The sequence below is a fragment of the Streptomyces sp. NPDC012935 genome (assembly GCF_042900345.1).
GTDB lineage: Bacteria > Actinomycetota > Actinomycetes > Streptomycetales > Streptomycetaceae > Streptomyces.
Genome location: NZ_JBIBBC010000011.1, coordinates 118,481 through 143,995, shown reverse-complemented (window position 1 = coordinate 143,995; position 25,515 = coordinate 118,481). Strand labels below are relative to the sequence as shown.

Here is a 25,515-nt window from a genome sequence, read left to right as displayed (position 1 = left end):
GCTCACCGGATGGCCAGGTTGTCGAGGTACGAGGTCACGTTGCGGCGGGTCTCGGTCACCGAGTCGCCGCCGAACTTCTCCGCCACCGCGTCCGCGAGGACGAGCGCCACCATGGCCTCGGCGACGATGCCGGCGGCCGGAACCGCGGAGACGTCGGAGCGCTGGTGGTGGGCCTGCGTCGCCTCACCCGTGGTCACGTCCACGGTCTGCAGGGCGCGCGGCACCGTCGCGATCGGCTTCATCGCGGCGCGGACCCGCAGCAGCTCACCGGTGGTGAGGCCGCCCTCGGTGCCGCCGGAGCGGCCGGAGACGCGGCGGATGCCCTCGGGCGTGTTCACGATCTCGTCGTGCGCCTTGGAGCCGGGCACCCGCGCCAGTTCGAAGCCGTCACCGAGCTCGACGCCCTTGATCGCCTGGATGCCCATGAGCGCGCCGGCGAGACGGGCGTCCAGCTTGCGGTCCCAGTGCACGTGCGACCCGAGGCCCACGGGGACGCCGTAGGCGAGGATCTCGACCACGCCACCGAGGGTGTCGCCGTCCTTGTGGGCCTGGTCGACCTCCGCGACCATCGCCTTCGAGGTGTCCGCGTCGAGGCACCGCAGCGGGTCGGCGTCCAGCTTCTCGACGTCGGCCGGCGTCGGGTACACGCCCTGCGGGGCCTTCACCGAGCACAGCTCGACAACGTGGCTGACGATCTCGATGCCGGCCGTCTCCTTGAGGTACGACCGGGCGACCGCGCCCAGCGCCACCCGTGCCGCCGTCTCACGCGCGGAGGCGCGCTCCAGGATGGGCCGGGCCTCGTCGAAGCCGTACTTCTGCATGCCCGCGAGGTCGGCGTGGCCGGGGCGCGGGCGGGTCAGCGGCGCGTTGCGGGCGAGGCCGGCGAGGATCTCGGGGTCGATCGGGTCGGCCGACATCACCTGCTCCCACTTCGGCCACTCGGTGTTGCCCACCATGATCGCGACCGGGGAACCCAGCGTCAGACCGTGCCGGACGCCACCGATGAACGTGACCTCGTCACGCTCGAACTTCATGCGCGCACCGCGTCCATAGCCGAGCCGGCGCCGGGCCAGGTGGTCCGCCACCATCTCCGTGGTGATCGGCACGCCGGCGGGAAGGCCCTCCAGCGTCGCCACGAGTGCGGGACCGTGGGACTCCCCCGCGGTCAGCCAGCGCAACCTGCTCAACGGTGCTCCTCAGTGCTCGCGCCCTGGTACTGCCCTGCGTACGCGCGTCCTCGCGTACGTCGACGGCGTGACCAGGTGCGCGGCCCCGGCCCGCCACCTTCGATCCTCCCACGTCCGGTGCCGGTCCCCGGCCGCCGGTCCACCAGACGGACGGACGGCGGACGACGCCGGACAGGCGGGGATCAGGCGGGAGTGTTGTCCTGGGGCCGCTGAGGGGCGTACGCGCCGAGGAAATCGGCACCGCTCGGCTGCGGCGGCTCCTGCGTGTGCTGCTGCGTGTGCTGCTGCGGAGCGTACGGGCCCAGATAGTCGGCGCCCCGTCCCTGCCCGTGCTGAACCGCCACTTGAACGGCCTGTCCCTGGCGCCTGGCGCGCCGACGGTCGATCTTGCGCTTCAGGCTGAAGACCCACGACCCGACGACGAGCAACACGATCAGGACGAGCACCGGGATCTGCACCCAGTCCGGCATGAACTGCAGGACGATCTCGAATATCTCGCCCTTACCGGACGCCAGCGGCACACCAGTGAACACTTCTTGTACTCCCCCTCGAACCTCTCCGCCCCCTGCGGAACCCAGCGGATCCTAGCGGTTCGCGAGAGCGCGCTCCCCCGCTTTTCGCATGACCTCCAGGGGCGCCGGAGCTCGGCCCGTCATCTGCTCCACCTGGAGCACCGCCTGATGCACCAGCAGGTCGAGCCCGCTGACGACGGCGCCGCCGTACATCGACCAGCGGGCCGCGAGGGCGGTCGGCCAGGGGTCGTAGAGCACGTCGAACAGGGTGGCCGGGCGCTCGGGCACGGCGGCGGCGAAGGCGTCCGTCGCGCCGGCCGGGGTGGTCGCGATCACCAGCGGCGCGTGCAGCGCACGGTCCGCTTCGGCCCAGTCCGCCGTACGGATCTCGACGTCGAGCCGCTCGCCCCACTGCCGCATCTCGGCGGCACGGGCCTCGCTGCGTACGTACGCCACGACCTCGCCGGTGCAGACGCGCGCGAGTGCGGCCAGCGCGGAGGACGCCGTGGCGCCCGCGCCGAGGATGGCCGCCGAGTCGACCTGTTCGATGCCGTGCTCCCGGAGCGCGGCGACCATGCCCGGGATATCTGTGTTGTCGCCGACCCGGCGGCCGTCCTCGGTCATGACGACCGTGTTGACCGCCTCGACCGAGACCGCAGTCTCCGTGACCTCGTCGAGCAGGGGGATGACAGCCCGCTTGAGCGGCATGGTCAACGACAACCCGGCCCACTCCGGCCCCAGTTCCGCGACGAACCCTGGCAGCGCGGCCTCGTCGATCTCGAACCGGTCGTACGACCAGCCCGTCAGCCCCAGCTCCGCGTAGGCGGCCCGGTGCAGCACCGGGGAGAGGGAGTGGGCGATGGGCGAACCGAGCACGGCAGCCCGGCGGGCGTCAGTTGCCCCTGCTCTCATTGAACTTGTCCTTGAGCTTCAGGAAATCGTCGTGGGTCTTGGCGAATTCTGTCTTGTTCACGCCGTCGGTCGCCACGAAGTAGTACCAACCCTGGTTCGTCGGATTCAGGGTCCCCGTCAGCGCGCCCTCGCCCGGGTTGTCGATCGGACCGGGCGGTAGACCCTTCTGCGTGTACGTGTTGTACGGGTCCTTGTTGCTCTTGATCTCCGACTCGCTGATGTCGATGTTGCTCTGACCCTTCAGGTAATTGAAGGTCGAGTCGAACTGCAGGGCACCGTAGGTCTCGGGGTTCGCGAGATCGAGGCGGTTGTAGACCACCTCCGCCATCTTGCGGTAGTCGTCGTTGGTCTTGCCCTCGGCCTGGACGAGGCTGGCGACCGTGATGACCTGCAGCGGGTTGTCCAGCTTGAGGGCCTTGGCCTTGGCCTCCAGGTCGAGCGCCTCGTACTTGTCGGCGGCCTGGGACACCATCTCCTTGAGCACCGCCTCGGGCTTCATGCCCTTTGCTGCGGCATAGGTGCCCGGGTAGAGGAAGCCCTCCAGCGGATCCTTGATCTCGCTGTTGCTGTTCGCCCAGCTCGGCAGTCCGAGGGTCTTGTATTTCTCCTGGGCGACCTTCTTGGTGGTCCCGGACGACAATTCGAGCTGTTCGTCGAGCGCCTTGTAGACGCTCAAATTGCGCTCGCCCGGCCTGACCAGAACATTGTTCTGGCTTTCGGGACTGAGCATCATCTCGACGGCGCTCTCGGCGGACATCTGTTTCTTCAGCAGATAGGCGCCCGCCTGGATCTTGTCCCCGTCGGGATTCTCCTGCTGGGCGGCGACGAAGGCGTCGACGCTCTTCACGACGCCGGCCGCCTTCAGCTTCTGACCGATATCGGACCCGAACGCGCCCTTGGGGATCTCGACGGTCACCGTCTCGCTCGTGCCGTCACCCGCGAAGTCTGGCGCCTCGCCGAAACGATCCTGGTAAAACTGATAACCGAAATATCCGACTCCGGCCACACCTGCGCCGAAGACCAGCACGACCACCAGGCAGGCCATGCCGCTGCGGCGCTTCTTGGGCTTCCCGCCGCCCCGCCCGCCCCGGCGGTCACCACGCCCCCGGCCGCCGCCCGAGTCGTCGTCGGAGTCGTCATCCTCGTCGTCGCCACCCGCGAAGAAGGCGTGTTCGCCCTGGTCAGGGCCGGGATCCCAGTCGGTCTCCGGGGGCTCCGGTTCGGCCTGCCGCCGGCTCGGCCGCTCCGGCGGCGGGTACGCATCGGGCGTGCCGTAGTAGTCGCGCTGCTCGCCGCCGTACGCCGCGGTCTGCTGCCCGTAGGGGTCTGCCGGGTCGGGGTACTGGACCTGCGGGTGGGAACCGGTGGCCCAGCCGTTGTTGTCGTACGCCTGCTGCCCGTGACCCGCGTACTGCTGCTGGTCGTACTGCTGCGGGTACTGCTGTCCCTGCTGGGGGTACTGCTGTCCCTGCTGCTGTCCCTGCTGGGGGTGCTGCTGTCCCTGCTGCGGGTGCTGCTGGTACTGCTGCGCCTGGCCGTATGTGGCGTGCTGGCCGGTGCCCCAGTCGCCGTAGTGCTGCGGCTGCTGCGGTTGCGGCTGCTGCGGATAGTGCTGCGGCTGGCCGCCGTAGGCAGCCTGCTGGCCCGAGTGGGCCTGCTGCTGCCCTTCCCATCCGCCGTCCCCGTACAACGGGTCCTCCGGATGCCACGGTTCGGAGCCTTGGCCCCGGCCATACTCAGTCATCGATCCCCTAGAGCCGCGAGGCGGCGGTCACGCGGCTGCTGACGATCCGGCTCCCGTCCCGCCTCTCTTTGTGCGCCGGCTGTTCGAACACCGGTGCATCGCGCGGAACGTTACCGTATCGCGATCAGATAACCACTTCGACGCTCTCTCCCGGTGCTTTACCTGACACCCGTTCGGATTCGAGCGCCTGCTGCAGGATGATCACAGCGGCTGCCTGATCGATCACCGACCGGCCCTTCTTCGACTTCACGCCGGAGGCACGCAGTCCCTGACTGGCCGTCACTGTCGTCATCCGCTCATCCACGAGCCTGACCGGTACGGGCGCGATCATGCGTGCCAGTTCCTGGGTGAAGCCCCTGACCTTGACCGCGGCCGGACCCTCGCCCCCCTTGAGGGAGCGCGGGAGACCGACGACGACCTCGATCGGTTCGTACTCCTCGACGAGTTGCTTCAGACGCCGGTGAGCTGCCGGGATGTCCCGGCCCGGGACCGTCTCCACCGGGGTGGCGAGGATGCCGTCGGGGTCGCAGGAGGCGACTCCGATGCGGGCGTCCCCGACGTCGATGGCCAAGCGACGGCCGCGGCGCATGCCCCGGCCGTCACCACTCGGCTGTGTGTCGTCGCTCACTTGGCCGTTTCCGCCACGAGCCGCTCGACGGCATCGACGGCGTCGCCGATGGCGGCCGGGTTCTGGCCGCCGCCCTGGGCGACGTCCGGCTTGCCGCCGCCTCCGCCGCCGAGGGTCTTGGCAGCCGTACGGACCAGGTCGCCGGCCTTGAGGCCGCGCTCGCGGGCGGCCTCGTTGGTGGCGATGACGGTGAGCGGCTTGCCGTTGCTGACCGTGAACAGGGCGACCACGGCGGCACGTCCGCCCTGGATGCGGCCGCGCACGTCGAGGACCAGCTTGCGCAGGTCGTCGGCCGTGGTGCCGTCCGGGACCTGGCCGGTGACGACGGCGACGCCGCTGACGTCCTTGGCGGACCCGGCGAGACCGGCGGCGGCCTGGAGCACCTTCTCGGCGCGGAACTTCTCGATCTCCTTCTCGGCGTCCTTCAGCTTGCCGAGCATGGCGGAGACCTTCTCCGGGAGCTCCTCCGGGCGGCCCTTGATCAGCTCCTGGAGCTGGGCGACGACCGTGTGCTCACGGGCGAGGAAGTTGTAGGCGTCCACGCCGACGAGGGCCTCGATACGGCGCACACCGGAGCCGATGGACGACTCGCCGAGCAGCTTGACCAGGCCGAGCTGGGCGGTGTTGTGCACGTGCGTGCCGCCGCACAGCTCCTTGGAGAAGTCGCCGATGGTCACGACACGGACGCGCTCGCCGTACTTCTCGCCGAACTCGGCGATGGCGCCCTGCTTCTTGGCCTCGTCGATGCCCATGACCTCGGCGTGCACGTCGAGGTCGCGGGCGAGGACCTCGTTGATCTTCTGCTCGACGTCGGTCATCACGGCCGTCGGCACGGCGGACGGGGAACCGAAGTCGAAGCGGAAGCGACCCGGCTGGTTCTCGGAGCCGGCCTGGGCGGCCGTCGGGCCGAGGGCGTCACGCAGGGCCTGGTGGGTGAGGTGCGTGGCCGAGTGGGCGCGGGCGATGGCGCGGCGGCGCAGCGAGTCGATCGAGGCGTGGGCCTTGGCGCCGACCGTGACCTCGCCGACCTGGACGACGCCCTTGTGGACGTACACGCCGGGCACCGGCTTCTGGCAGTCGCGGATCTCGATGACGGCACCGGTGTCGACCTTGATGCGGCCGGTGTCGCCGATCTGGCCGCCGCCCTCGGCGTAGAACGGGGTGCGGTCGAGGACGATCTCGACCTCGTCGCCCTCACTGGCGGCCGGGGACGAGGCGCCGTCGACGAGGATGCCGACGATGGTGGACTCGCCCTCGGTGTCGCCGTAGCCGATGAAGTCGGTCGCGCCGACCTTGTCGGCGATCTCACGGTAGGCACCGGCGCCGGCGTGGCCGGTCTTCTTGGCCTGGGCGTCGGCCTTGGCGCGCTCCCGCTGCTCCTTCATCAGACGGCGGAAGCCGTCCTCGTCCACGGACAGCCCCTGCTCGGCGGCCATCTCCAGGGTGAGGTCGATCGGGAAGCCCCAGGTGTCGTGGAGCAGGAAGGCCTTGTCGCCGGGCAGGACCGTGGAGCCGGAGGCCTTGGTGTCGGTGACGGCGGTGTCGAGGATGTTGGTGCCGGCCTTCAGCGTCTTGAGGAAGGCGTTCTCCTCGGCGACGGCGACCTTCTCGATGCGCTCGCGGTCGGTGACCAGCTCGGGGTACTGCTGGCCCATCATCTCGATGACCGTGTCGATCAGGTCCTTGACTACCGGGCCGGTGGCGCCGAGCAGACGCATGTTGCGGATGGCGCGGCGCATGATGCGGCGCAGGACGTAGCCGCGGCCCTCGTTGCCGGGGGTCACGCCGTCGCCGATGAGCATCACGGACGTACGCATGTGGTCGGTGACCACGCGCAGGGAGACGTCCGAGCCGTGGGCGTCGCCGTAGGCCACACCCGTCAGCTCGGTGGCCTTCTTGATGACGGCCATGGAGGTGTCGATCTCGTACATGTTCTGCACGCCCTGCAGAATCATGGCGAGCCGCTCCAGGCCGAGGCCCGTGTCGATGTTCTTGCTCGGGAGGTCGCCGAGGATCTCGAAGTTGTCCTTGCCGATGCCCTCGCCGCGCTCGTACTGCATGAAGACGAGGTTCCAGATCTCCACGTACCGCTCGTCGTTGACGGCGGGACCACCCTCGACGCCGAACTCGGGGCCGCGGTCGTAGTTGATCTCGGAACAGGGGCCGCAGGGTCCGGGGACGCCCATCGACCAGTAGTTGTCCTTCATGCCGAGGCGCTGGATGCGCTCCTTCGGCACGCCGACGACGTCGTGCCAGATGCGCTCGGCCTCGTCGTCGTCCTTGTAGACGGTGATCCAGAGCTTCTCCGGCTCCAGGCCGTAACCACCCTTGTCCTGGGGGCTGGTGAGCAGCTCCCAGGCGTACTTGATGGCGCCTTCCTTGAAGTAGTCGCCGAAGGAGAAGTTGCCGCACATCTGGAAGAACGTGCCGTGCCGGGTGGTCTTGCCGACCTCTTCGATGTCCGGCGTGCGCACGCACTTCTGGACGCTGGTGGCGCGGGAGTACGGCGGCTTGACCTCACCCAGGAAGTAGGGCTTGAAGGGCACCATGCCGGCCGGGACGAGGAGCAGAGTCGGGTCGTCCGCGATGAGCGACGCCGAAGGGACGACGGTGTGCCCGCGCTCCTCGAAGAAGCTCAGCCAGCGGCGGCGAATCTCGGCCGACTCCATCAGTGGTCCTCGTTTCGGTTGTGCGAGTACGTCGTCCTGTCGACGTACTTCGGGTCATTGCGGTTCTCGATGGCGGCGTACCGCCGGGGCGCGGGGAGTTCTTGGTCGACGGGGGCGTTGATGCCCAGTGCGTCGCCCAGTTCCTCCTCCCGCTGTGCCATGTTGTCGCGGACGTCGAGGGCGAAGCCCACCGCGCGGTCCTTGAGCCGGTGACCTGCCTCGATCGCCTTGTTCGCCGCGGACGCGGCAAGGCTCTCGGGGGTCAGCTGCTTCAGCTTCCGGTTGACCTTGGTGGTGGCCCACACACCGGCGGCGACGCCCGTGCTGAACCAGAACGTACGGCGGAACATGCTGGGTCTCAGTCCCTCTTTCCGCGGAGGTTTCGCTTGTCCCGTCGCGAGGCCGGAATCGTACGGCCCACGATCACGGTGCGCCGGGGCGCCTTGGCGGGCGCGTCGTCCTTGCGGCCGCCGAGGGCCCGGCGGACGCCGTAGCCGAAGGCCGCGACCTTGACCAGGGGGCCGCCGAAGGTGGAGGCGACGGTGGTCGACAGTGCCGAGGCGTTCGACGTGACCTCCTGGACGTCGGTCGCGATCGCGTCGACCCGGTCGATCTGGGTCTGCGCGGAGCGCACCGCCGAGGAGGCCTCTGCCAGGAGCGGGACTGCCTGGTCGGTCACGTCCGCGACGAGCTTGGTGGTCGCCTTGAGCGTCTGGGCCAGCCTCACCAGTGCAACGGCGAGGAAGGAGACCAGGATCGCCCAGAAGACGGCCACCAGGATCCCGGCCACCTCTCCACCGGACACTGTGTGCACCCGCTCCCTGAAACGTGCCTCTACATCGGCCTACATCGAAAAAGTCGTGCACCGAGCCTATCGCGCCGGGGATGCCGCTCCACACCGGATTACCGCCCCGCGCGCGGCCGAGTCGCGAGAGGCGATTGTACGGACCGAACACGCTTCAGTACGCTCCGTATCCCATGCGGGATCAACAGCGCGCCCACTCCCCCGAGTCCGCCGGTCCGCCCCTGGACCTCAGCACGTTCCTGGGCCGTGCGGCCGAACTCGCCGGGCTGGCCGAGGCGCTCGCAACCGTGCGGCTGGTGACGGTGACGGGGCCGGGCGGTGTCGGCAAGTCGCGGCTGGCGGCGCGCGTGGCCTCGCGGTGCACGCCCCGCGACGGTGTGTGGCAGGTGGACCTGGCGTCGGTGCGCGACCCGGAGTTCCTCGACTACGCGGTCGTGGAGGCGCTGGGGCTGACGGACCACACGACGCGACTGCCCCACGAGACACTGCTGGCGCATCTCGCCGAGCGTCAACTCCTGCTGATCCTGGACGGGTTCGAGCACCTCGTGGACCCCTGTGCGGAGCTGGTGAGCGGGCTGCTGCGCCGGCTGCCGGGCCTGAGGGTGCTCGCCGTGGGGCGCAGACCGCTGGGCGTGACGGGGGAGCTGCTGTTCCCGCTGGCGCCGCTGAGCGAGGACGAGGCGGTGGAGCTGCTGGTGGACCGGGCGGCACAGCCCGAAGTGGTCGTACCGGACGACGCGGCCGTACGGGAGGTGTGCCGTCGTCTGGACGGGATCCCGCTGGCGATCGAGCTGGCCGCGGGCCGGCTGCGGATGCTGTCCCCGGGGCAGGTGCTGGAGCGGCTCGACGACCGGTTCCGGCTGCTGACCGGCGGCGGGCGGGACGGGTTGCCGCGCCATCGGACGCTGCGTACGGCGGTCGGCTGGAGCCATGAACTGTGCACGCCCGAGGAACGGTTGCTGTGGGCGCGGCTGTCGGTGTTCGCGGGCCGGTTCGACCTGGAGGCCGTCGAGTACGTGTGCGGCGGCCAGGGCCTGCACTCCGACGACGTCCTCGAGGTGCTCTCCCAACTGCTCGCGCAGTCCGTGGTCACGCGCGAGGAGACCCCGGCCGGCGTGCGCTACCGCATGCTGGACACTATCCGGGCCTACGGCGCCGACTGGCTGGCGGCGACCGGGGACGCGGCCCGGCTGCGGCGCCGGCATCGCGACTGGTATCTGGGGCTGACGACCTGGTGCGAGCTGGAGTGGTTCTCACCGCGACAGGACGAGGTGGCCGCGCGGGTCGAGGCGGAGCTGCCGAATCTGCGCCGCGCCCTGGACCACTGCCTGAGCGAGCCGGACGACGCGCATCTGGGTCAGTACCTCGCGGGCTCCCTGTGGTTCTACTGGGTCGGCTGCGGCCGGCTGTCTGAGGGACGGCACTGGCTGGAGCAGGCCGTGGCACTGGACTCCGGTCATGAGCAGTCCCGGCTGAAGGCCCTGTGGGTGCTCGGCTATGTGGCGATCCTGCAGGGCGACACGGTGCCCGCGCTGGGGGCGCTGGCTCAGTGCCGTGAGGAGGCGGAACGTGCCGCCGACCCCACGGCGGTGGCCTACGCCGAGCACCGCACGGGCTGTCTGGCCCTGCTCTCGGACGACATGGAGCGTGCCGAAACGCTGCTGCGCTCGGCCCTCGGCCGCTATCAGGCGATCGGCGAGCTCAACAGCAATGTGCTGATGGGCCAGGTGGAGCTGGCGATGACGCGGGCCTTCCAGGGCGATCTGCCGGACGCGGTACGGCTGTGCGAGGACGTCCGCCAGGTGTGCGAGGACCACGGTGAGCGCTGGGCGCGCTCCTACGCGCTGTACGTCCTGGCGTACGCCGCCTGGGCCGACGGTGACCTGCCCGGCGCCCGTGCGCTGCTGACGGACTGCCTCGGCAGCGCCCACTCCTTCCACGACCTGCTCGGCTCGGTGCTGGCGGTGGAGCTGCTGGCCCTGGTCACCGGCGCGGAGGGCGATCCCGTCGAGGCCGCGGTGCTGCAGGGCGCCGCGGCGCGGATGTGGCCGTCGGTGGGGCTGCCGCTCTTCGGCTCGGCGTGCTTCAACGCGCCGCACGAGCTGTGCGCGACGGCGGCTCGGGAACGGCTCGGCGACGAGCGGTACGAGGAGTGCGTACGGCAGGGGGCGGCGCTCGGCCGGGAGGAGGTCGTGCGCCGTGCACTGAGGCGGATGCCGGCGGACGCCGTTCCGTCGCCGCGAGGGCCGGTACGGCATGTCACGGCGACCGCGACCATGCGAAAGCCCGCCGCCTCCCCCACCCGAAAGGGCGGGGAGACGACGGGCTGAGGCGCAGAAGTCCTACGACCGCTGAAGGATCAACGGGCGTAGTACTCGACGACGAGCTGCTCGTCGCAGATCACCGGGATCTCCTTGCGGTTCGGCTCACGGTCCAGGCGGAACGCCAGGGCCTTGAGGTTCACCTGGAGGTAGCGCGGGGTCTCACCGTCGGGGGCGAAGCCACCCTCGCGGGAGATCGAGAAGAGGGTCTTCTCGCGGCTGCGCTCGCGGACCATCACGACGTCGTCGGGCTTGACGCGGAAGGACGGCTTGTCGACCTTCTGGCCGTTGACCTCGATGTGGCCGTGAACGACCATCTGACGGGCCTGGTAGATGGTGCGGGCGATGCCCGAACGCAGCACCAGGGCGTCGAGACGTCGCTCGAGCTCGATGATCAGGGCCTCACCGGTCTTGCCCTGAACCTTGGAGGCACGCTCGTAGGCGCGGACGAGCTGGCGCTCGGACACGTCGTACTGCGCACGCAGACGCTGCTTCTCCAGCAGACGGACCTTGTAGTCCGAGTTCTGCTTGCGGCCACGGCCGTGCTCACCCGGCGGGTAGGGACGGGCCTCGAAGTACTTGACGGCCTTCGGGGTCAGCGCGATGCCGAGGGCACGCGACTTCTTGACCTTGGGGCGGGACTGATTCGCCACTGCTTCTCATTTCCTTGTTCTCGGCTTGTCAGGGTTGAGGGAGGTCGCATCCGCAGCCGGGGAAACCCTTGGGGTCCGAGGACCCGCCGGGCAGCCGCTCCCCTGGTCTGGGCACATACGTGCAGCACGCGAGTGGCCCACCGACCGTTCTCGTCGTGCGACGAGTGGTGGTGGGCTGCCCGCGACACCGAATCGACGGTGCGCGACGCTCCTGGAGCCGGCCTTCCTAGGAGGACCGGGCTCCGGCTGACCGTCCCGTTCTGACTGCACGGGACACAGCACTTCTACGGATTCTACAGGGTGCTCAGGAGCGCTTCCGACCGAGGCGATTCCTGGTCCACTCCACCGCGTCCGCGTACCGCGCCTCGGCGCCGTGCCGGGTGGGGGTGTAGTACTCGCGGTCCTTGAGGGCGTCCGGTGCGTACTGCTGCTCGGCGATGCCTTCGGAGAGGTCGTGCGGATAGACGTACCCCTGCGCATGTCCGAGCTTGGCGGCGCCCTTGTAGTGCCCGTCGCGCAGGTGGGGCGGCACCGGGCCCGCCATGCCCTTGCGTACGTCGTCCATGGCGGCGCCGATCGCGGTGGTCGCGGCGTTGGACTTGGGTGCGAGGGCGAGGGCGATGGTGGCGTGGCTGAGAGTGAGGGCGGCCTCGGGGAAGCCGATCATGGCGACGGCCTGGGCGGCGGCGACCGCGATCGGCAGCGCGTTCGGGTCGGCCAGGCCGATGTCCTCGCTGGCGGAGATCATCAGGCGGCGGGCGATGAAGCGGGGGTCCTCGCCGGCCTCGATCATCCGGGCCAGGTAGTGCAGGGCGGCGTCGACGTCGGAGCCGCGGATGGACTTGATGAGGGCGCTGGCCACGTCGTAGTGCTGGTCGCCGTCGCGGTCGTACTTCACCGCCGCCCGGTCGACCGTCTCCTCCAGTGTCTGGAGGCCGATCTGCGGCTCGCCCTTGTCGAGCGCCGCCCCGGCTGCCGCCTCCAGGGCGGTCAGGGCGCGGCGGGCGTCGCCGCCGGCGATGCGCAGCAGGTGCTCCTCGGTGTCCTCGGGGAGCGCGACGGCGTCGCTCAGGCCCCGCTCGTCGCTCAGTGCCCGCCTCAGCAGGCCTCTGACGTCGTCGTCGGTGAGGGGCTCGAGGGTGAGCAGGAGGGAGCGGGACAGCAGGGGGGAGATGATCGAGAAGTACGGGTTCTCGGTGGTCGCCGCGATCAGGGTCACCCAGCGGTTCTCGACGGCCGGCAGGAGGGAGTCCTGCTGGGCCTTGCTGAAGCGGTGGATCTCGTCGAGGAAGAGGACGGTCTCCTTGCCGAAGCCCCCGGTGGCACGCCGTGCGCCCTCGATGACCGCGCGGACCTCCTTCACCCCGGCGGTGATGGCGGAGAGCTCGACGAAACGCTTGTTGGTGGCCTTGGAGACCACGTACGCCAGGGTCGTCTTGCCGGTGCCGGGCGGACCCCAGAGGATCACCGAGGACGGTCCGGCGGGCCCGCCGCCGGACTCGCCGACGAGTCTGCGCAGGGGCGAGCCCGGTTTCAGCAGGTGCTGCTGGCCCACGACCTCGTCCAGGGTGCGCGGGCGCATGCGCACCGCCAGGGGACTTCCGGCTGGGTCCTTCTCCTGGCGTTCTTCTGCAGCGGCGGTGAACAGGTCGGGCTCCACGTTGGAAACCCTAAATCACCGCACTGACATCGACGGCCGAGCGGGTCAGGCGGCCCAGAGCTGGCTGCCCCAGCGGGTCAGGATCAGCATGACGATGACACCGCAGTGCGTCACCGGGAGCACCCAGGTGAACTCGGCGAGGAAGTTCTTCAGCGGGCGCGGCGCGGGCAGGAAGCCGTTGCGGACGTTGAAGGAGGTCACGTACCAGAACATCGTGATCGTCGCGGCCCAGGCGAGCGAGCACCACAGGCACAGCGCGTTGATGTTGTACAGCGACTGGTACATCAGCCAGGTGCAGAAGACGACGCCGAAGAGCGTTCCGAAGTTGAAGGTCAGCCAGTACCAGCGCGGGAAGCGGGCGCGGGTGAGCAGGCTCATCCCGACGCAGATGACCATGCCGTAACAGACCAGCCCGAGCATGGGGTTGGGGAACCCGAAGGCAGCCGCCTGCTTGCTCTCCATGATGCTGCCGCAGGAGACGATCGGGTTCAGGCTGCAGCCGGGCGTGAAGGTCTTACCCTCGACCTTCGCCTCGAGGATCTTGAACTTGTCGATCGTGATGACCCACGCGGCAAGCAGGCCGGCCGCGCCGGTGACCACCAGCATCAGGGCGAACGCACGGCTGCTGCCCGCCGAACCGGGCGACGCCTCGGCCCGCTCGGACTCGGGCTCGGTGGAGACGTCCTTGACTGTCGTCTTGCTCATCACGCCGATTCCGTCACTTGAGACTTGGAGTTTCTCCGGACAGGGCACATTGTGCCGTACACGCACGCCTTCCCACCGTTCGCTGGGGATAAGGAAATACGCGCGACCGTCCCGAGGGGCACGGTTCAGGACACCGTCGGGACGCCTTCAGAGCGCCTTCAGAGCGGCTTCGGAACGGCTTCTGGACGGCAGAAGGGCGGGCACCGAAGCGGTGCCCGCCCTTTTCCGAACCTCTTGGAACTCAGCCCAGTCGGGCTTCCAGTTCGGCCACGATCTCGTTGACGCCGACGGCCGCCTGCTCACCGGACTCCATGTCCTTGAGCTGGACGACGCCCTCCGCGAGGTCACGCTCGCCGGCGACGATCGTGTAGCGGGCGCCGCTGCGGTTGGCGTTCTTCATGGCGCCCTTGAGGCCCTTGTTGCCGTACGAGAAGTCCGCCGCGACGCCGACCTTGCGCAGCTCGGTGACCTTGGCGAACAGCACCCGGCGGGCCTCCTCGCCGAGCGGTACCGCGAACACGCTGGTGGACGACGGGAGTTGGAGCTCCACGCCCTCCGCCTCCAGGGCGAGCACCGTGCGGTCGACGCCGAGCGCCCAGCCGACGGACGGCAGCGCGGGGCCGCCGATCATCTCGGACAGCCCGTCGTAGCGGCCGCCGCCGCCCACCGCGGACTGGGAGCCCAGACCGTCGTGGACGAACTCGAAGGTCGTACGCGTGTAGTAGTCCAGGCCGCGTACCAGCTTGGGGTCGTCCTCGAAGGCGACGCCGGCCGCCGTGAGCAGCTCGCGGACCTCCTCGTGGTACGCCTTGCAGGCGTCGCAGAGGTAGTCGCGCAGCAGCGGGGCGTCCCCGAGCTGCTTCTGGACCGACTCACGCTTGTCGTCCAGGACACGCAGCGGGTTGATCTCCGCCCGGCGCAGGGTGTCCTCGTCCAGGTCCAGGCCGCGCAGGAAGTCCTGGAGCGCGGCCCGGTAGACCGGACGGCACTCCTTGTCGCCCAGACTGTTGAGCAGAATGCGGAAGTTGCTCAGGCCCAGCGAGCGGTAGGCCTGGTCGGCCAGGATGATCAACTCGGCGTCCAGCGCCGGGTCCTCGGCCCCGATCGCCTCGGCGCCGACCTGGGAGAAGTGCCTGTAACGGCCCTTCTGGGGGCGCTCGTAGCGGTAGTAGGAGCCGGAGTACCAGAGCTTGACCGGGAGGTTGCCCGCCTTGTGCAGGTTGGCCTCCAGGGCCGCGCGCAGGACCGAGGCCGTGCCCTCGGGGCGCAGGGCGAGCTTGTCGCCGCCCTTGGTCTCGAAGGCGTACATCTCCTTGGTCACGATGTCGGTGGACTCGCCCACGCCGCGTGCGAACAGCTCGACGCTCTCGAAGCCGGGCGTCTCGATGTAGCCGTAGCCGGAGTTGCGCAGAGGAGCCGCGATCGCCTCACGGACGGCCAGGAACTTGGCGGAGTCCGGCGGGATCAGGTCGTACGTGCCCTTGGGTGCTTGAAACGTGCTCACGGAAGTCTCTCGTCACATTCCTCGTCGGGGAGCCTCTTGGGCTCCCAGGCCGGCGGCCACCTGCCGCAGATACGGGTTGGTGGCGCGCTCCTGGCCGATGGTCGTCTGGGGGCCGTGGCCGGACAGCACCACGGTCGAGTCGTCGAGCGGCAGGCACACGCGGGCCAGCGATTCGAGGATCTCGGCCATGTCACCGCCGGGCAGGTCGGTGCGTCCGATGGAGCCGGCGAACAGCAGGTCGCCCGAGAACAGGATCGGCGGGATGTCCGCCGCCTCGGGCAGGCCGAAGGTCACCGACCCCTTGGTATGGCCGGGCGCGTGCGCGACGGTGAGCTCCATCCCCGCCAGCGCCAGCTTCGCGCCGTCGGTCAGCTCCTTGACGTCGTCCGGCTCCCCGACGGTCAGTTCGCCCATCAGCTGCATGCCGATGGAGCGGCCGAGGGCCTTCTCGGGGTCGCTCATCATGTACCGGTCCTCGGGGTGGATCCAGGCCGGTACGTCGTGCGCACCGCACACGGGGACGACCGAGGCCACGTGGTCGAGGTGGCCGTGGGTGAGGACGACGGCGACGGGCTTGAGCCGATGCTTCTTCAGTGCTTCCTCGACTCCGGGGGCCGCTTCGTGGCCCGGGTCGATGATCACGCACTCCTCACCGGCGGCGGGGGCGACGAGATAACAGTTCGTCCCCCAGGCCCCGGCGGGGAACCCGGCAATGAGCACGATCGTCCTTCGTTTGTGTCGACACGGGTGGTTTGTCGGCGGGCTCCGCCTGACGTCAGAGCCTACCGGCGCTGCCGATTCCTCAGCGAACCCATATACGGTACGGGGCACACGCAGGCAGTCGGCTCACCGGACGCACGCGTACCGGTCGACACCCACGACGCATGAGGAGAGAACCCGGTGGTCAGCCAGGAACAGCGGCGGCGTCAGCTCGCCCGGGAGAAGTTCTTGCGGCAGCAGCAGCGGCGCACGTCCGCCCGGCGCAGGGCGCGGATGCGCAACTCGGTGATCGCGTCGGTGCTCGGAGTGGTCGTCATCGGCAGCCTCGCGCTGTACACGACCGGGGTACTCAAGGACGACGGCGCCAAGAAGGAGAACGCGGGCGCGGAGGTCAGCCCCAGTCCGACCAGCAAGGCCCCGGACCCGTGCGAGAAGCCCGCCGCGGGCAAGGTCAAGACGGCGACCTGGAAGAAGGAGCCGGAGCTGACCGTCGACAAGTCCGCGAAGTACTCGATGAAGCTCGCGACGACGTGCGGTGACATAGACATCGCCCTGAAGGCGTCGGCCGCGCCGCACACGGTGAACTCGTTCGCCTTCCTCGCCGGCAAGGGCTACTTCGACCACTCCAAGTGCCACCGGCTCACGGACAGCGGCATCTACGTACTGCAGTGCGGCGACCCGCAGGGCACCGGGATGGGCGGGCCGGGGTACACGATTCCGGACGAGAACCTCAAGGACGCGAGCCTCAAGGGCAACGTGTACCCGGCGGGCACGGTCGCGATGGCCAACCAGTACAACGCACAGACCAAGGAGGGGCGCAACACTGGAGGCAGCCAGTTCTTCCTCGTCTACCAGGACAGTCAGCTTCCGCCCGACTACACACCGTTCGGCACTGTGTCCGAGGCGGGCATGAAGGTCCTGAAGAAGATCGCGGACGCCGGAGCCCAGCCCGCCGACCCCACGACAGGGAACACTGCCCCCAACGCGACGGTCGTCATCAACAAGGCGACGGTCACGAAATCCTGACCGCCAACTGCGAAAGTTCGGTCGCGCGGGATGCGGACAGGCAACCCGCCGGTCGCCTATGTTGGCCGTGACGAAACTGTGGACGATGCCCGGGGGAACACAAGCCCCTAGCAGGCATCATGTGGAGGAGGCGCTGTGAGCAGCGACCCGTGGGGCCGCGTCGACGAGACGGGGACCGTGTACGTGCGTACGGCCGACGGCGAGCAGGTCGTCGGTTCCTGGCAGGCAGGCTCCCCCGAGGAGGCGCTGGCCTATTTCGAGCGCAAGTACGAGGGCCTGGTTGTCGAGATCGGCCTCCTCGAGAAGCGGGTAAAGACCACCGACCTGTCGGCGAAGGACGCGCAGACCGCGATCGACCACATCCGTGAGCAGGTCGACGCCCATCACGCGGTCGGCGATCTGGACGCCCTGAAGACCCGGCTGGACAAGCTGGTCGAGACGGTCGGCAAGCGCCGCGAGGAGCGCAAGCAGCAGCGGGCGAAGCAGTCGGACGAAGCGCGGCACGCCAAGGAGGCGCTGGTCGCCGAGGCCGAGGAGCTGGCGCAGTCCGACCAGTGGCGGGCCGCCGGTGAGCGGCTGCGGGCGCTGGTGGACACCTGGAAGGGTCTGCCGCGGCTCGACCGCAAGTCGGACGACGAGCTGTGGCACCGCTTCTCGCACGCCCGGTCGGCGTTCTCCAAGCGCCGCAAGGGGCACTTCGCACAGCTGGACGCGCAGCGCGAGGAGGCCCGCAAGACCAAGGAGCGGCTGGTCGGCGAGGCCGAGTCGCTGTCCGGGTCGACCGATTGGGGTCCGACGGCGGCGCGCTACCGCGAGCTGATGTCGGAGTGGAAGGCCGCGGGCCGCGCCCAGCGTGAGCACGAGGACGACCTGTGGAACCGCTTCCGCGGTGCCCAGGACATCTTCTTCGCCGCCCGCAGTTCGGTCTTCGCCGAGCGCGACGCCGAGCAGGCGGAGAACCTCAAGCTGAAGGAGGAGCTGGCCGAGGAGGCCGAGAAGCTCCTGCCGATCGGCGATCTGAAGGGCACACGTGCCGCTTTCCGCTCGATCAACGAGCGCTGGGAGGCCATCGGTCACGTGCCGCGCGACGCCCGCCCGAAGGTCGAGGGCCGGATGCACGCCGTCGAGCGGGCCATCCAGGACGCCGAGGAGAACGAGTGGCGCCGGACCAACCCGGAGGCACGCGCGCGTGCCGAGGGGCTGACCGGCCAGCTCCAGGCCGCCGTGGACAAGCTGCGGGGCCAGATCGACCAGGCCCGCGCTCAGGGCAACAACGCCAAGGCCGACAAGCTGGAGCGTGAGCTGGAGGGCCGCCAGGCGCTGCTGGACCAGGCCCTGAAGGGTCTTCAGGAGTTCGGCGGCTGACACCGGTCGACATGCGAGAGAAGGGGCTCCCCGCGGGGAGCCCCTTCTTCGTTCCGGTACGGCTGTTTACGACCGGCTGCGCGCCGACGTCACCCGGTACACGTCGTAGACGCCCTCGACGCCCCTGACCGCCTTCAGGACGTGCCCGAGGTGCTTCGGGTCGCCCATCTCGAAGGTGAAGCGGGAGGTGGCGACGCGGTCGCGGGAGGTCTGGACGGCCGCGGAGAGGATGTTGACGTGCTGGTCGGACAGGACGCGCGTGACGTCCGAGAGGAGCCGGGAGCGGTCCAGGGCCTCGACCTGGATGGCGACCAGGAAGACCGAGGACTGGGTGGGCGCCCACTCGACCTCGAGGATGCGCTCGGGCTCGCGGGACAGTGACTCCACGTTCACACAGTCGCTGCGGTGAACCGATACTCCGCTACCGCGCGTGACGAAGCCGATGATCGGGTCGCCGGGTACGGGCGTGCAGCAGCGGGCCAGCTTGACCCACACGTCCTCGACGCCCTTGACGATCACGCCCGGGTCGGCACTGGAGCGGCGCTTGCGGCTGCGACCGCGGGCCGGCGGGACCGACTCGTCGATCTCCTCCGTGGCGGCTTCCTCGCCACCGAGCGCCTGGACGAGCTTCTGCACGATGTTCTGTGCGGAGACGTGCCCTTCGCCGATCGCCGCGTAGAGCGCGGAGATGTCCGCGTAGCGCATCTCGTGGGCGAGCGTGACCAGCGAGTCGCCGGTGAGGATGCGTTGGATGGGCAGGTTCTGCTTGCGCATCGCGCGGACGATGGCGTCCTTGCCCTGCTCGATCGCCTCGTCGCGGCGCTCCTTGGAGAACCAGGCCCGGATCTTGTTGCGGGCGCGCGGCGACTTCACGAAGCCGAGCCAGTCGCGGGAGGGGCCCGCGCCGGGCGCCTTGGAGGTGAAGACCTCCACCAAGTCGCCGTTGTCCAGGGTGGATTCGAGCGGTACGAGCCTGCCGTTGACCCGCGCTCCTATGGTGCGGTGGCCGACCTCGGTGTGGACGGCGTACGCGAAGTCGACCGGGGTGGCGCCCGCGGGGAGCGCTATGACATCGCCCTTCGGGGTGAAGACGAAGACCTCGTTGCGGGACAGGTCGAAGCGCAGGGACTCCAGGAACTCGCCCGGGTCCTCGGTCTCCTTCTGCCAGTCCAGGAGCTGGCGCAGCCACGCCATGTCGTTGAGGTGGTCGTCCTTGCCCTTGCCGGACGACTTGGGCGCGTCGGAGCGCACCTTGGAGGCGCCGGCGACGGCTTCCTGCTTGTACTTCCAGTGCGCGGCGATGCCGTACTCGGCGCGGCGGTGCATGTCGAACGTACGGATCTGGAGTTCGACCGGCTTGCCGTTGGGGCCGATGACCGTCGTGTGCAACGACTGGTACATGTTGAACTTGGGCATCGCGATGTAGTCCTTGAACCGGCCGGGGACCGGGTTCCATCGCGCGTGCACGGTGCCGAGGGCCGCGTAGCAGTCGCGGACCGTGTCGACGAGTACACGAATCCCCACCAGGTCGTAGATCTCCGCGAAGTCACGGCCGCGGACGATCATCTTCTGGTAGACGCTGTAGTAGTGCTTCGGGCGGCCGGTGACGGTCGCCTTGATGCGGGCGGCGCGCAGGTCCTGCTGGACCTCGTCGGTCACTATGGCCAGATACTCGTCACGCTTCGGTGCCCGCTCGGCCACCAGCCGTACGATCTCGTCGTACATCTTGGGGTAGAGGATCGCGAAGGCGAGGTCCTCCAGCTCCCACTTGATGGTGTTCATGCCGAGGCGGTGAGCAAGCGGCGCGTAGATCTCGAGCGTCTCGCGCGCCTTCTTCTCCTGCTTCTCGCGCTTGAGGTAGCGCATGGTGCGCATGTTGTGCAGGCGGTCGGCGAGCTTGATGACCAGGACGCGGGGGTCCTTGGCCATCGCCACGACCATCTTGCGCACGGTCTCGGCCTGCGCGGCCTCGCCGAACTTGACCTTGTCGAGCTTGGTGACGCCGTCGACGAGCAGCGCCACGGAGTCGCCGAAGTCACGGCGGAGCTGGTCGAGGCCGTACTCGGTGTCCTCGACGGTGTCGTGCAGCAGGCCCGCCATCAGGGTGGCCGGATCCATACCCAGCTCGGCGAGGATGGTGGTGACGGCGAGGGGGTGCGTGATGTACGGGTCGCCGCTCTTGCGCTTCTGGCCGCGGTGCCAGCGCTCGGCGACCTGGTAGGCCTTCTCGATCTGGCGGAGCGTGGCGGTCTCGATCTTCGGGTCGTTGCTGCGCACTATGCGCAGCAACGGCTCCAGCACCGGGTTGTACGGGTTGGAGCGCTGGACGCCGAGACGGGCGAGGCGGGCACGGACGCGGTTGGAGGAGCCGGTGCGGGCGGGCTGGCCGGTGTTCGGGCGCACGGCCGGTGCGGGGCGCTCGGGCGGGGCGGGCTTGGGTCGCGTCTGCTCGGCCGGCTTGTCGACGGGCGCGGACTGGGCATGCTCGACCGCCCCACGCGCGTCGTTCTTCGCGTGTGGCGCGTTCGGCGCCGGCTTCGCCGCGGGCGCCGAGGCGGACTCGGGCTTGGCGGCGGTCAGGTGCTGGGCCTCGTCTGGCAAGAGGGCTCCTCGTGCGCGATCCGGGTCCCCCGGTCAGGCTCCGGAGACCCCATGGTAGCGATCCTGCGCCGCGGGATCGCCTGCAGCGGGATGTGAGGACCGTCTACAGGAGGAACGCAAGAGGCGGCCGACGGATTCCGCAGGGCCGGTCAGGCCGGTGTCCGGACGGTGGCGTGGGGGTTGCGCAGCCCTGTCACGGGGGTCGCGTACGCCTCTCACACACGACCCGCATGCATCGGGCAGCGGGGGTTTCACGCCATCCAGAAGAGGCAGGACCCGGGGGATGGCCGGGGGCAGGCGGCTGTCGTGCGGGGCCCGGCATACCGGATGCCGCGCCCCTGTCGTGCAGGTGCGCGGCATCCGGTGCTGCTGGTGGTGTTCCTCGGATCAGACCGTGAGCAGTGACTCCAGTGGGGCGCCTGCCAGAGTCGGTTCCAGACGGGCTCGGCCGCCGAGGAAGCCGAGTTCCATGAGGACGGCCAGGCCGGCCACCTCTGCGCCGGCCCGGCGGATCAGCTGGACCGAGGCCTCCGCGGTGCCGCCTGTCGCGAGGACGTCGTCGATGACGAGCACACGGTCGCCGGCAGCCAGGTCCTCGGCGTGGACCTCGATCTCCGCGGAGCCGTACTCCAGGTCGTACGCCTGGCTGAGGGTCGCCCCGGGGAGCTTGCCGGCCTTGCGTACGGGGATGAAGCCGACGCCCGCACGGACGGCGACCGGAGCTCCGAGGATGAACCCGCGGGCCTCCAGGCCGACGATCTTCGTGGCACCGGTGTTCCCGGCGATCTCGGCCAGCGCGTCGGTGAGCGCCGTGAACGCCGCCGGGTCCGCCAGGAGCGGGGTGATGTCCTTGAACATCACGCCCGGCTCCGGGTAGTCCGCCACGTCACGGATGCGGCTGAGCAGCAGCTCCTTGATGTCCGTCATCGCCGCTTCCCCGAGGGTCGGCCACGGCCCCGGTTGCGGGACGAGGGCTGGTTGCGCGGCCCGACCACTGCGGGGGTGGCGTCCTCGGGCTCGTCGTCCAGCAGCTCGTCGCCGACCGGGGCGTCCGTGGACTCGCCCTGCGCGGCGGACTGGGCACGCTTGGCGAGGACGCGCTTCTTCAGGGCCTTCATCTGCGGCTCGCGCTCCTTGAGGTCGGCGACGAGCGGCGTGGCGATGAAGATCGAGGAGTACGCACCGGCGGCGAGACCGACGAACAGCGACAGCGAGATGTCGTTGAGCATGCCGGCGCCGAGGAAACCGCCACCGATGAACAGCAGGCCCGCCACCGGCAGCAGCGCGACCACCGTGGTGTTGACGGAACGGACCAGGGTGCTGTTGATCGAGCGATTGGCGATGTCGCTGTAGGTCCAGCGGGTCTGTTTCGTGATGTCCTTCGTCTGCTCCTTGAGGCTGTCGAAGACGACGACCGTGTCGTAGAGCGAGTAACCGAGGATCGTCAGCAGACCGATCACCGTGCCCGGTGTGACCTCGAATCCGACGAGGGCGTAGATACCGACCGTGATCGTGATGTCGTGGATCAGCGCGACGAACGCCGCGAGTGCCATGCGCCACTCGAACGCGATCGCCAGATAGATCACCACAAGGACCAGGAAGATCCCGAGGCCCTGCCAGGCCTTGTTGGCGATCTGCTCACCCCAGCTGGGACCGACCAGCTCGCCGGTGACGTCGTCCTCGTCGACCCCGAGCTTCTCCGCCAGCTCCGCCGAGACCTTGTTGGCCTGCGTGGTGTCGATGCCCGCGACCTGGATGCGCAGCGTGGCCTTGTCGCCGTCGCCGAGCTTCTGGACGATCGCGTCGTGACCGGACGCCTCTTCCGCGTACTCCTGCGCCTGGGACACCGAGACGCTGGTCTTCGGGGTGTTGAAGACGGCCCCGCCCTGGAACTCGATGCCCATGTTCAGGCCGCGCACCGCCAGGCCGACGATGGCCGTGATGGTGATCAGGATCGAGAGGCCGTACCAGAGCTTGCGGTTGCCGACGAAGTCGTAGCCGACCTCGCCACGGTGCAGTCGGGCGCCGAGGTTGCCGAGCTTCGACATACTCACGCCTCCTTCGGGTCGACAGGGCCGGCGGGGCGGGCGGGACGGCGGTTACGGCGCAGCGGTGGCTGGGCACCCAGTCGCTTGGGGTCGAGACCGGACCAGCTGTGGCCGCTGGAGAAGAACTTGCTGCGGGCCATGAGCGTCAGCAGCGGCTTGGTGAACAGGAACACGACGACCACGTCGAGCAGAGTGGTCAGGCCGAGCGTGAACGCGAAGCCCTGGACCTTGCCGACGGTGACGATGAAGAGCACCGCGGCGGCGAGGAACGACACGAAGTCGGAGACCAGGATGGTGCGCCGGGCGCGGGGCCAGGCACGCTCGACGGCGGGCCGCAGCGAGCGGCCCTCGCGGATCTCGTCCCGGACGCGTTCGAAGTACACGATGAACGAGTCCGCCGTGATGCCGATGGCGACGATGGCACCGCAGACGGCCGGCAGGTTCAGCGCGAAGCCGATGGTCGGGCCGAGCAGCGCCATGATCGTGTAGGTCAGGGCCGCGGAGATCAGCAGCGAGAGGATCGCGATCAGCGACAGGCCGCGGTAGTAGACCAGCAGGTAGATGACGACCAGGGCGAGACCGATCGCACCGGCGATCAGACCGGCCTTCAGCTGCTCACCGCCGAGCGCGGCGGTCACCGTGGTGACGCTGTCCTCCTGGAAGGACAGCGGCAGGGCGCCGTACGACAGCATGTTGGCCAGGCTCTGCGCCGATTCCTGGTTGAAGTTGCCGGAGATCTCGGCGCTGCCGCCCGTCAGGGCTTCCTGGACGAACGGATCGGAGACGACCTCACCGTCCAGCACGATGGCGAACTGGTTCTGCGGGGACTGGTTCTTGGCCAGCTTGCCGGTGGTGGCGGCGAACTTCTTGCTGCCCTCACCTGTGAACTTCATGTTCACGGTCCAGCCGGCGCCGGTCGTGGTCTGGAAGGTGGCCTGGGCGCTCTTGACGTCCGTGCCGTCGACCTCGGCGGGGCCGAGGATGTACTTCTGCCACTGGCCCTGCGAGTTCTGACCGCAGGCGACGGTGGGGTCGGTGGGCTTGGCACCGTCACCGGCCTTGGCGCGGGCCGCCTTCTTCGAGCAGTCCAGGGCGGCGTACTGCGCTTCGAGCTTGCTGGTCGAGGAGTCGCCGGAGGGGGTGCTGCTCGCGGACGGGGAGCCGCTGGGGGCACTCGTGGACGGCGTCGGGTCGGCCTTCAGGGCGTCGGTGACCGCGCGGCCCTGCGTGGTGGAGCTCGCCGAGGGGCTGGTGGAGCCGGAGGGAGTGGCCGAGGAGGTCGCCTTGTCGGTGGAGTCACCCGACGCGCTGCTGGAGGCGCTCGGCGAGGGGGTGGGGGTCGCACCGCCGCCCGACACCTCGGTGGCGACGACCGGCCGGAAGTACAGCTTGGCGGTGGTGCCTACCTGGGCCCGGGCTTCCTTGGAGTTCGTGCCCTTGGGGATGTTGACGATGATGTTCTTGTCGCCCTGGGTCTGAACCTCGGACTCCGAGACACCAAGACCATTGACACGGCGCTCCATGATCTCGACCGCGGTGTCCATGTTGGTCTTGTTGATCGCGGATTCCTGACCTGGCTCGGCAACCGCGCGAAGCGTGATGCTCGTGCCGCCGGCCAGGTCGATACCGAGTCGCGGAGTGGTGTGCCCCGAGGCGAACATCCCTCCGGTGAGCGCCGCGATGGCGATCAGGATGAGGGCCAGCGAGCGCCCTGGCTTGCTCTGGGCGCTCGCGTTCCGGCCCTTCTTAGGTGCTGCCACCTTCTCGTACTCCCTCTCGGGCCGCCTCGCTCCGGATCAACGGGCGGGCGGCCATGACATGGTGTCGGGATCCCGTGCGAGCTCAGCATGCCCGAGGGCGCGCAGGCGTGGCCCGCGCGCCCCGGAGCATGGCTACTTCGCGTCGGTGTCGCCGTCGGTCTTCTTCGGCACGTCGTCCGTCTTCGCCTCGGCGGCAACGGCGTCGGACGGCTCCTCGACCTCGTCCTTCTCGTCCTTCTTACCAAGGTCGACGGGCTTCTCGTCGGAGGCGGCGGCAGCGGCGGGCTCGTCGGCCTCGGTGAGGGAGGAGGCGTCGTCGGGGACGACGTCGGACTTCAGGTCGTGCTCGATGCCGTGCACGATGCGGTTGTACTCGTCGTCGGAGAGGACGGCACCGATCGCGTTCTTGGCGAAGAGGAGCTCCACGCCCGGGCCGGCGTCAACGAGGACCGTGTCTTCGCTGACCTCCTTGACGGTGGCGTACATGCCACCGATGGTGCGGACACCGGATCCGGGCTGCATCTGGTTCCGCATGTCGGCGGCCTGCTGCTGCTTCTTCTTGGCCGACCGGGTCATCAGGAACATGGCCCCGATGAGCACGATGAACGGGAGGAGGGTCACGAGACTCACGGGTCGGAACTTCCTTCACACGACCGCGATGGTGAGCGGCCTGATGGTTGGGGGTATGTGTGCCG

The 25,515-nt window shown here is 69.3% G+C and carries 21 protein-coding genes; 3 read left to right on the top strand and 18 right to left on the bottom strand.

Annotated elements, in window-relative coordinates; all coding sequences use genetic code 11:
* Positions 1-2 precede the first annotated feature (2 nt).
* The 8 genes from aroC to ACFY5C_RS25675 form a co-directional block, all read right to left on the bottom strand.
* Positions 3-1,187, bottom strand: a complete 1,185-nt coding sequence (gene aroC / locus ACFY5C_RS25710; protein ID WP_389447870.1) for a chorismate synthase — start codon at positions 1,185-1,187, stop codon at positions 3-5.
* 182 nt (positions 1,188-1,369) lie between these two features.
* Positions 1,370-1,720, bottom strand: a complete 351-nt coding sequence (locus tag ACFY5C_RS25705; protein WP_389447868.1) for a hypothetical protein — start codon at positions 1,718-1,720, stop codon at positions 1,370-1,372.
* 51 nt (positions 1,721-1,771) lie between these two features.
* Complete coding sequence (locus tag ACFY5C_RS25700) at positions 1,772-2,611, bottom strand: shikimate dehydrogenase (RefSeq protein ID WP_389447866.1); 840 nt, start codon at positions 2,609-2,611, stop codon at positions 1,772-1,774.
* Positions 2,592-4,355, bottom strand: a complete 1,764-nt coding sequence (gene mltG / locus ACFY5C_RS25695) for an endolytic transglycosylase MltG (protein ID WP_389447864.1) — start codon at positions 4,353-4,355, stop codon at positions 2,592-2,594. Before mltG ends, ACFY5C_RS25700 begins: the two co-directional genes overlap by 20 nt.
* 124 nt (positions 4,356-4,479) lie before the next feature.
* Positions 4,480-4,944, bottom strand: a complete 465-nt coding sequence (ruvX, locus tag ACFY5C_RS25690) for a Holliday junction resolvase RuvX (RefSeq protein WP_093909088.1) — start codon at positions 4,942-4,944, stop codon at positions 4,480-4,482.
* A gap of 35 nt (positions 4,945-4,979) precedes the next feature.
* A complete protein-coding gene (gene alaS / locus ACFY5C_RS25685; protein WP_389447862.1) occupies positions 4,980-7,652 on the bottom strand; it encodes an alanine--tRNA ligase in 2,673 nt (890 codons plus the stop codon).
* Positions 7,652-8,002 (bottom strand): hypothetical protein, encoded by a 351-nt coding sequence (locus ACFY5C_RS25680; RefSeq protein WP_389447860.1) that lies wholly within the window; start codon positions 8,000-8,002, stop codon positions 7,652-7,654. The genes alaS and ACFY5C_RS25680 overlap by 1 nt, the downstream gene beginning before the upstream one ends.
* Positions 8,003-8,010: 8 nt before the next feature.
* Positions 8,011-8,466, bottom strand: a complete 456-nt coding sequence (locus ACFY5C_RS25675; protein ID WP_389447859.1) for a DUF948 domain-containing protein — start codon at positions 8,464-8,466, stop codon at positions 8,011-8,013.
* A 164-nt stretch (positions 8,467-8,630) separates the two neighbouring features.
* Between ACFY5C_RS25675 and ACFY5C_RS25670 the strand changes: the two genes are divergently transcribed.
* On the top strand, positions 8,631-10,787 hold the full coding sequence (locus tag ACFY5C_RS25670) for an ATP-binding protein (RefSeq protein WP_389447857.1): 2,157 nt from the start codon (positions 8,631-8,633) through the stop codon (positions 10,785-10,787).
* A 29-nt stretch (positions 10,788-10,816) separates the two neighbouring features.
* Here the strand turns inward: ACFY5C_RS25670 and rpsD are convergent, their stop codons facing one another.
* The 5 genes from rpsD to ACFY5C_RS25645 form a co-directional block, all read right to left on the bottom strand.
* A complete protein-coding gene (rpsD, locus tag ACFY5C_RS25665; RefSeq protein WP_147997166.1) occupies positions 10,817-11,431 on the bottom strand; it encodes a 30S ribosomal protein S4 in 615 nt (204 codons plus the stop codon).
* A gap of 304 nt (positions 11,432-11,735) precedes the next feature.
* Positions 11,736-13,091, bottom strand: a complete 1,356-nt coding sequence (locus ACFY5C_RS25660) for a replication-associated recombination protein A (RefSeq protein WP_389447855.1) — start codon at positions 13,089-13,091, stop codon at positions 11,736-11,738.
* A gap of 45 nt (positions 13,092-13,136) precedes the next feature.
* Complete coding sequence (locus tag ACFY5C_RS25655) at positions 13,137-13,796, bottom strand: vitamin K epoxide reductase family protein (RefSeq protein ID WP_389447853.1); 660 nt, start codon at positions 13,794-13,796, stop codon at positions 13,137-13,139.
* Positions 13,797-14,037: 241 nt separating this feature from the next.
* Positions 14,038-15,300, bottom strand: a complete 1,263-nt coding sequence (hisS, locus tag ACFY5C_RS25650; RefSeq protein ID WP_389447851.1) for a histidine--tRNA ligase — start codon at positions 15,298-15,300, stop codon at positions 14,038-14,040.
* Positions 15,301-15,312: 12 nt separating this feature from the next.
* The gene (locus ACFY5C_RS25645) at positions 15,313-16,020 is read right to left on the bottom strand and encodes an MBL fold metallo-hydrolase (RefSeq protein ID WP_389447849.1); all 708 of its coding nucleotides are present in this window, start codon (positions 16,018-16,020) and stop codon (positions 15,313-15,315) included.
* A gap of 180 nt (positions 16,021-16,200) precedes the next feature.
* Between ACFY5C_RS25645 and ACFY5C_RS25640 the strand changes: the two genes are divergently transcribed.
* Both ACFY5C_RS25640 and ACFY5C_RS25635 read left to right on the top strand, forming a co-directional pair.
* A complete protein-coding gene (locus ACFY5C_RS25640; protein WP_389447848.1) occupies positions 16,201-17,046 on the top strand; it encodes a peptidylprolyl isomerase in 846 nt (281 codons plus the stop codon).
* A gap of 135 nt (positions 17,047-17,181) precedes the next feature.
* A complete protein-coding gene (locus ACFY5C_RS25635; RefSeq protein WP_389447846.1) occupies positions 17,182-18,411 on the top strand; it encodes a DUF349 domain-containing protein in 1,230 nt (409 codons plus the stop codon).
* Positions 18,412-18,477: 66 nt separating this feature from the next.
* On the opposite strand, the gene relA is transcribed toward ACFY5C_RS25635, so the two are convergent.
* From relA to yajC, 5 genes are all read right to left on the bottom strand, one after another.
* Positions 18,478-21,012 (bottom strand): GTP pyrophosphokinase, encoded by a 2,535-nt coding sequence (gene relA, locus ACFY5C_RS25630; protein ID WP_389447844.1) that lies wholly within the window; start codon positions 21,010-21,012, stop codon positions 18,478-18,480.
* Between the two features lie 387 nt (positions 21,013-21,399).
* The gene (locus ACFY5C_RS25625; RefSeq protein ID WP_389447842.1) at positions 21,400-21,939 is read right to left on the bottom strand and encodes an adenine phosphoribosyltransferase; all 540 of its coding nucleotides are present in this window, start codon (positions 21,937-21,939) and stop codon (positions 21,400-21,402) included.
* Positions 21,936-23,060 carry a protein translocase subunit SecF gene (gene secF, locus ACFY5C_RS25620; RefSeq protein WP_389448064.1) on the bottom strand — a complete coding sequence of 375 codons (1,125 nt, stop codon included), beginning with the start codon at positions 23,058-23,060 and terminating at the stop codon, positions 21,936-21,938. Before secF ends, ACFY5C_RS25625 begins: the two co-directional genes overlap by 4 nt.
* A gap of 2 nt (positions 23,061-23,062) precedes the next feature.
* The gene (gene secD / locus ACFY5C_RS25615) at positions 23,063-24,820 is read right to left on the bottom strand and encodes a protein translocase subunit SecD (RefSeq protein WP_389447840.1); all 1,758 of its coding nucleotides are present in this window, start codon (positions 24,818-24,820) and stop codon (positions 23,063-23,065) included.
* A 132-nt stretch (positions 24,821-24,952) separates the two neighbouring features.
* The gene (yajC, locus tag ACFY5C_RS25610) at positions 24,953-25,450 is read right to left on the bottom strand and encodes a preprotein translocase subunit YajC (RefSeq protein WP_389447838.1); all 498 of its coding nucleotides are present in this window, start codon (positions 25,448-25,450) and stop codon (positions 24,953-24,955) included.
* Positions 25,451-25,515 lie beyond the last annotated feature (65 nt).

What these genes read in the sequence shown, in the direction of transcription:
- alaS (WP_389447862.1), bottom strand. Translation starts at nt 7,652, where the DNA reads ATGGAGTCGGCCGAGATTCGCCGCCGCTGGCTGAGCTTCTTCGAGGAG.
- ACFY5C_RS25700 (WP_389447866.1), bottom strand. Translation starts at nt 2,611, where the DNA reads ATGAGAGCAGGGGCAACTGACGCCCGCCGGGCTGCCGTGCTCGGTTCG.
- secF (WP_389448064.1), bottom strand. Translation starts at nt 23,060, where the DNA reads ATGTCGAAGCTCGGCAACCTCGGCGCCCGACTGCACCGTGGCGAGGTC.
- ACFY5C_RS25680 (WP_389447860.1), bottom strand. Translation starts at nt 8,002, where the DNA reads ATGTTCCGCCGTACGTTCTGGTTCAGCACGGGCGTCGCCGCCGGTGTG.
- ACFY5C_RS25670 (WP_389447857.1), top strand. Translation starts at nt 8,631, where the DNA reads ATGCGGGATCAACAGCGCGCCCACTCCCCCGAGTCCGCCGGTCCGCCC.
- ACFY5C_RS25655 (WP_389447853.1), bottom strand. Translation starts at nt 13,796, where the DNA reads ATGAGCAAGACGACAGTCAAGGACGTCTCCACCGAGCCCGAGTCCGAG.
- mltG (WP_389447864.1), bottom strand. Translation starts at nt 4,355, where the DNA reads ATGACTGAGTATGGCCGGGGCCAAGGCTCCGAACCGTGGCATCCGGAG.
- ruvX (WP_093909088.1), bottom strand. Translation starts at nt 4,944, where the DNA reads ATGCGCCGCGGCCGTCGCTTGGCCATCGACGTCGGGGACGCCCGCATC.
- ACFY5C_RS25625 (WP_389447842.1), bottom strand. Translation starts at nt 21,939, where the DNA reads ATGACGGACATCAAGGAGCTGCTGCTCAGCCGCATCCGTGACGTGGCG.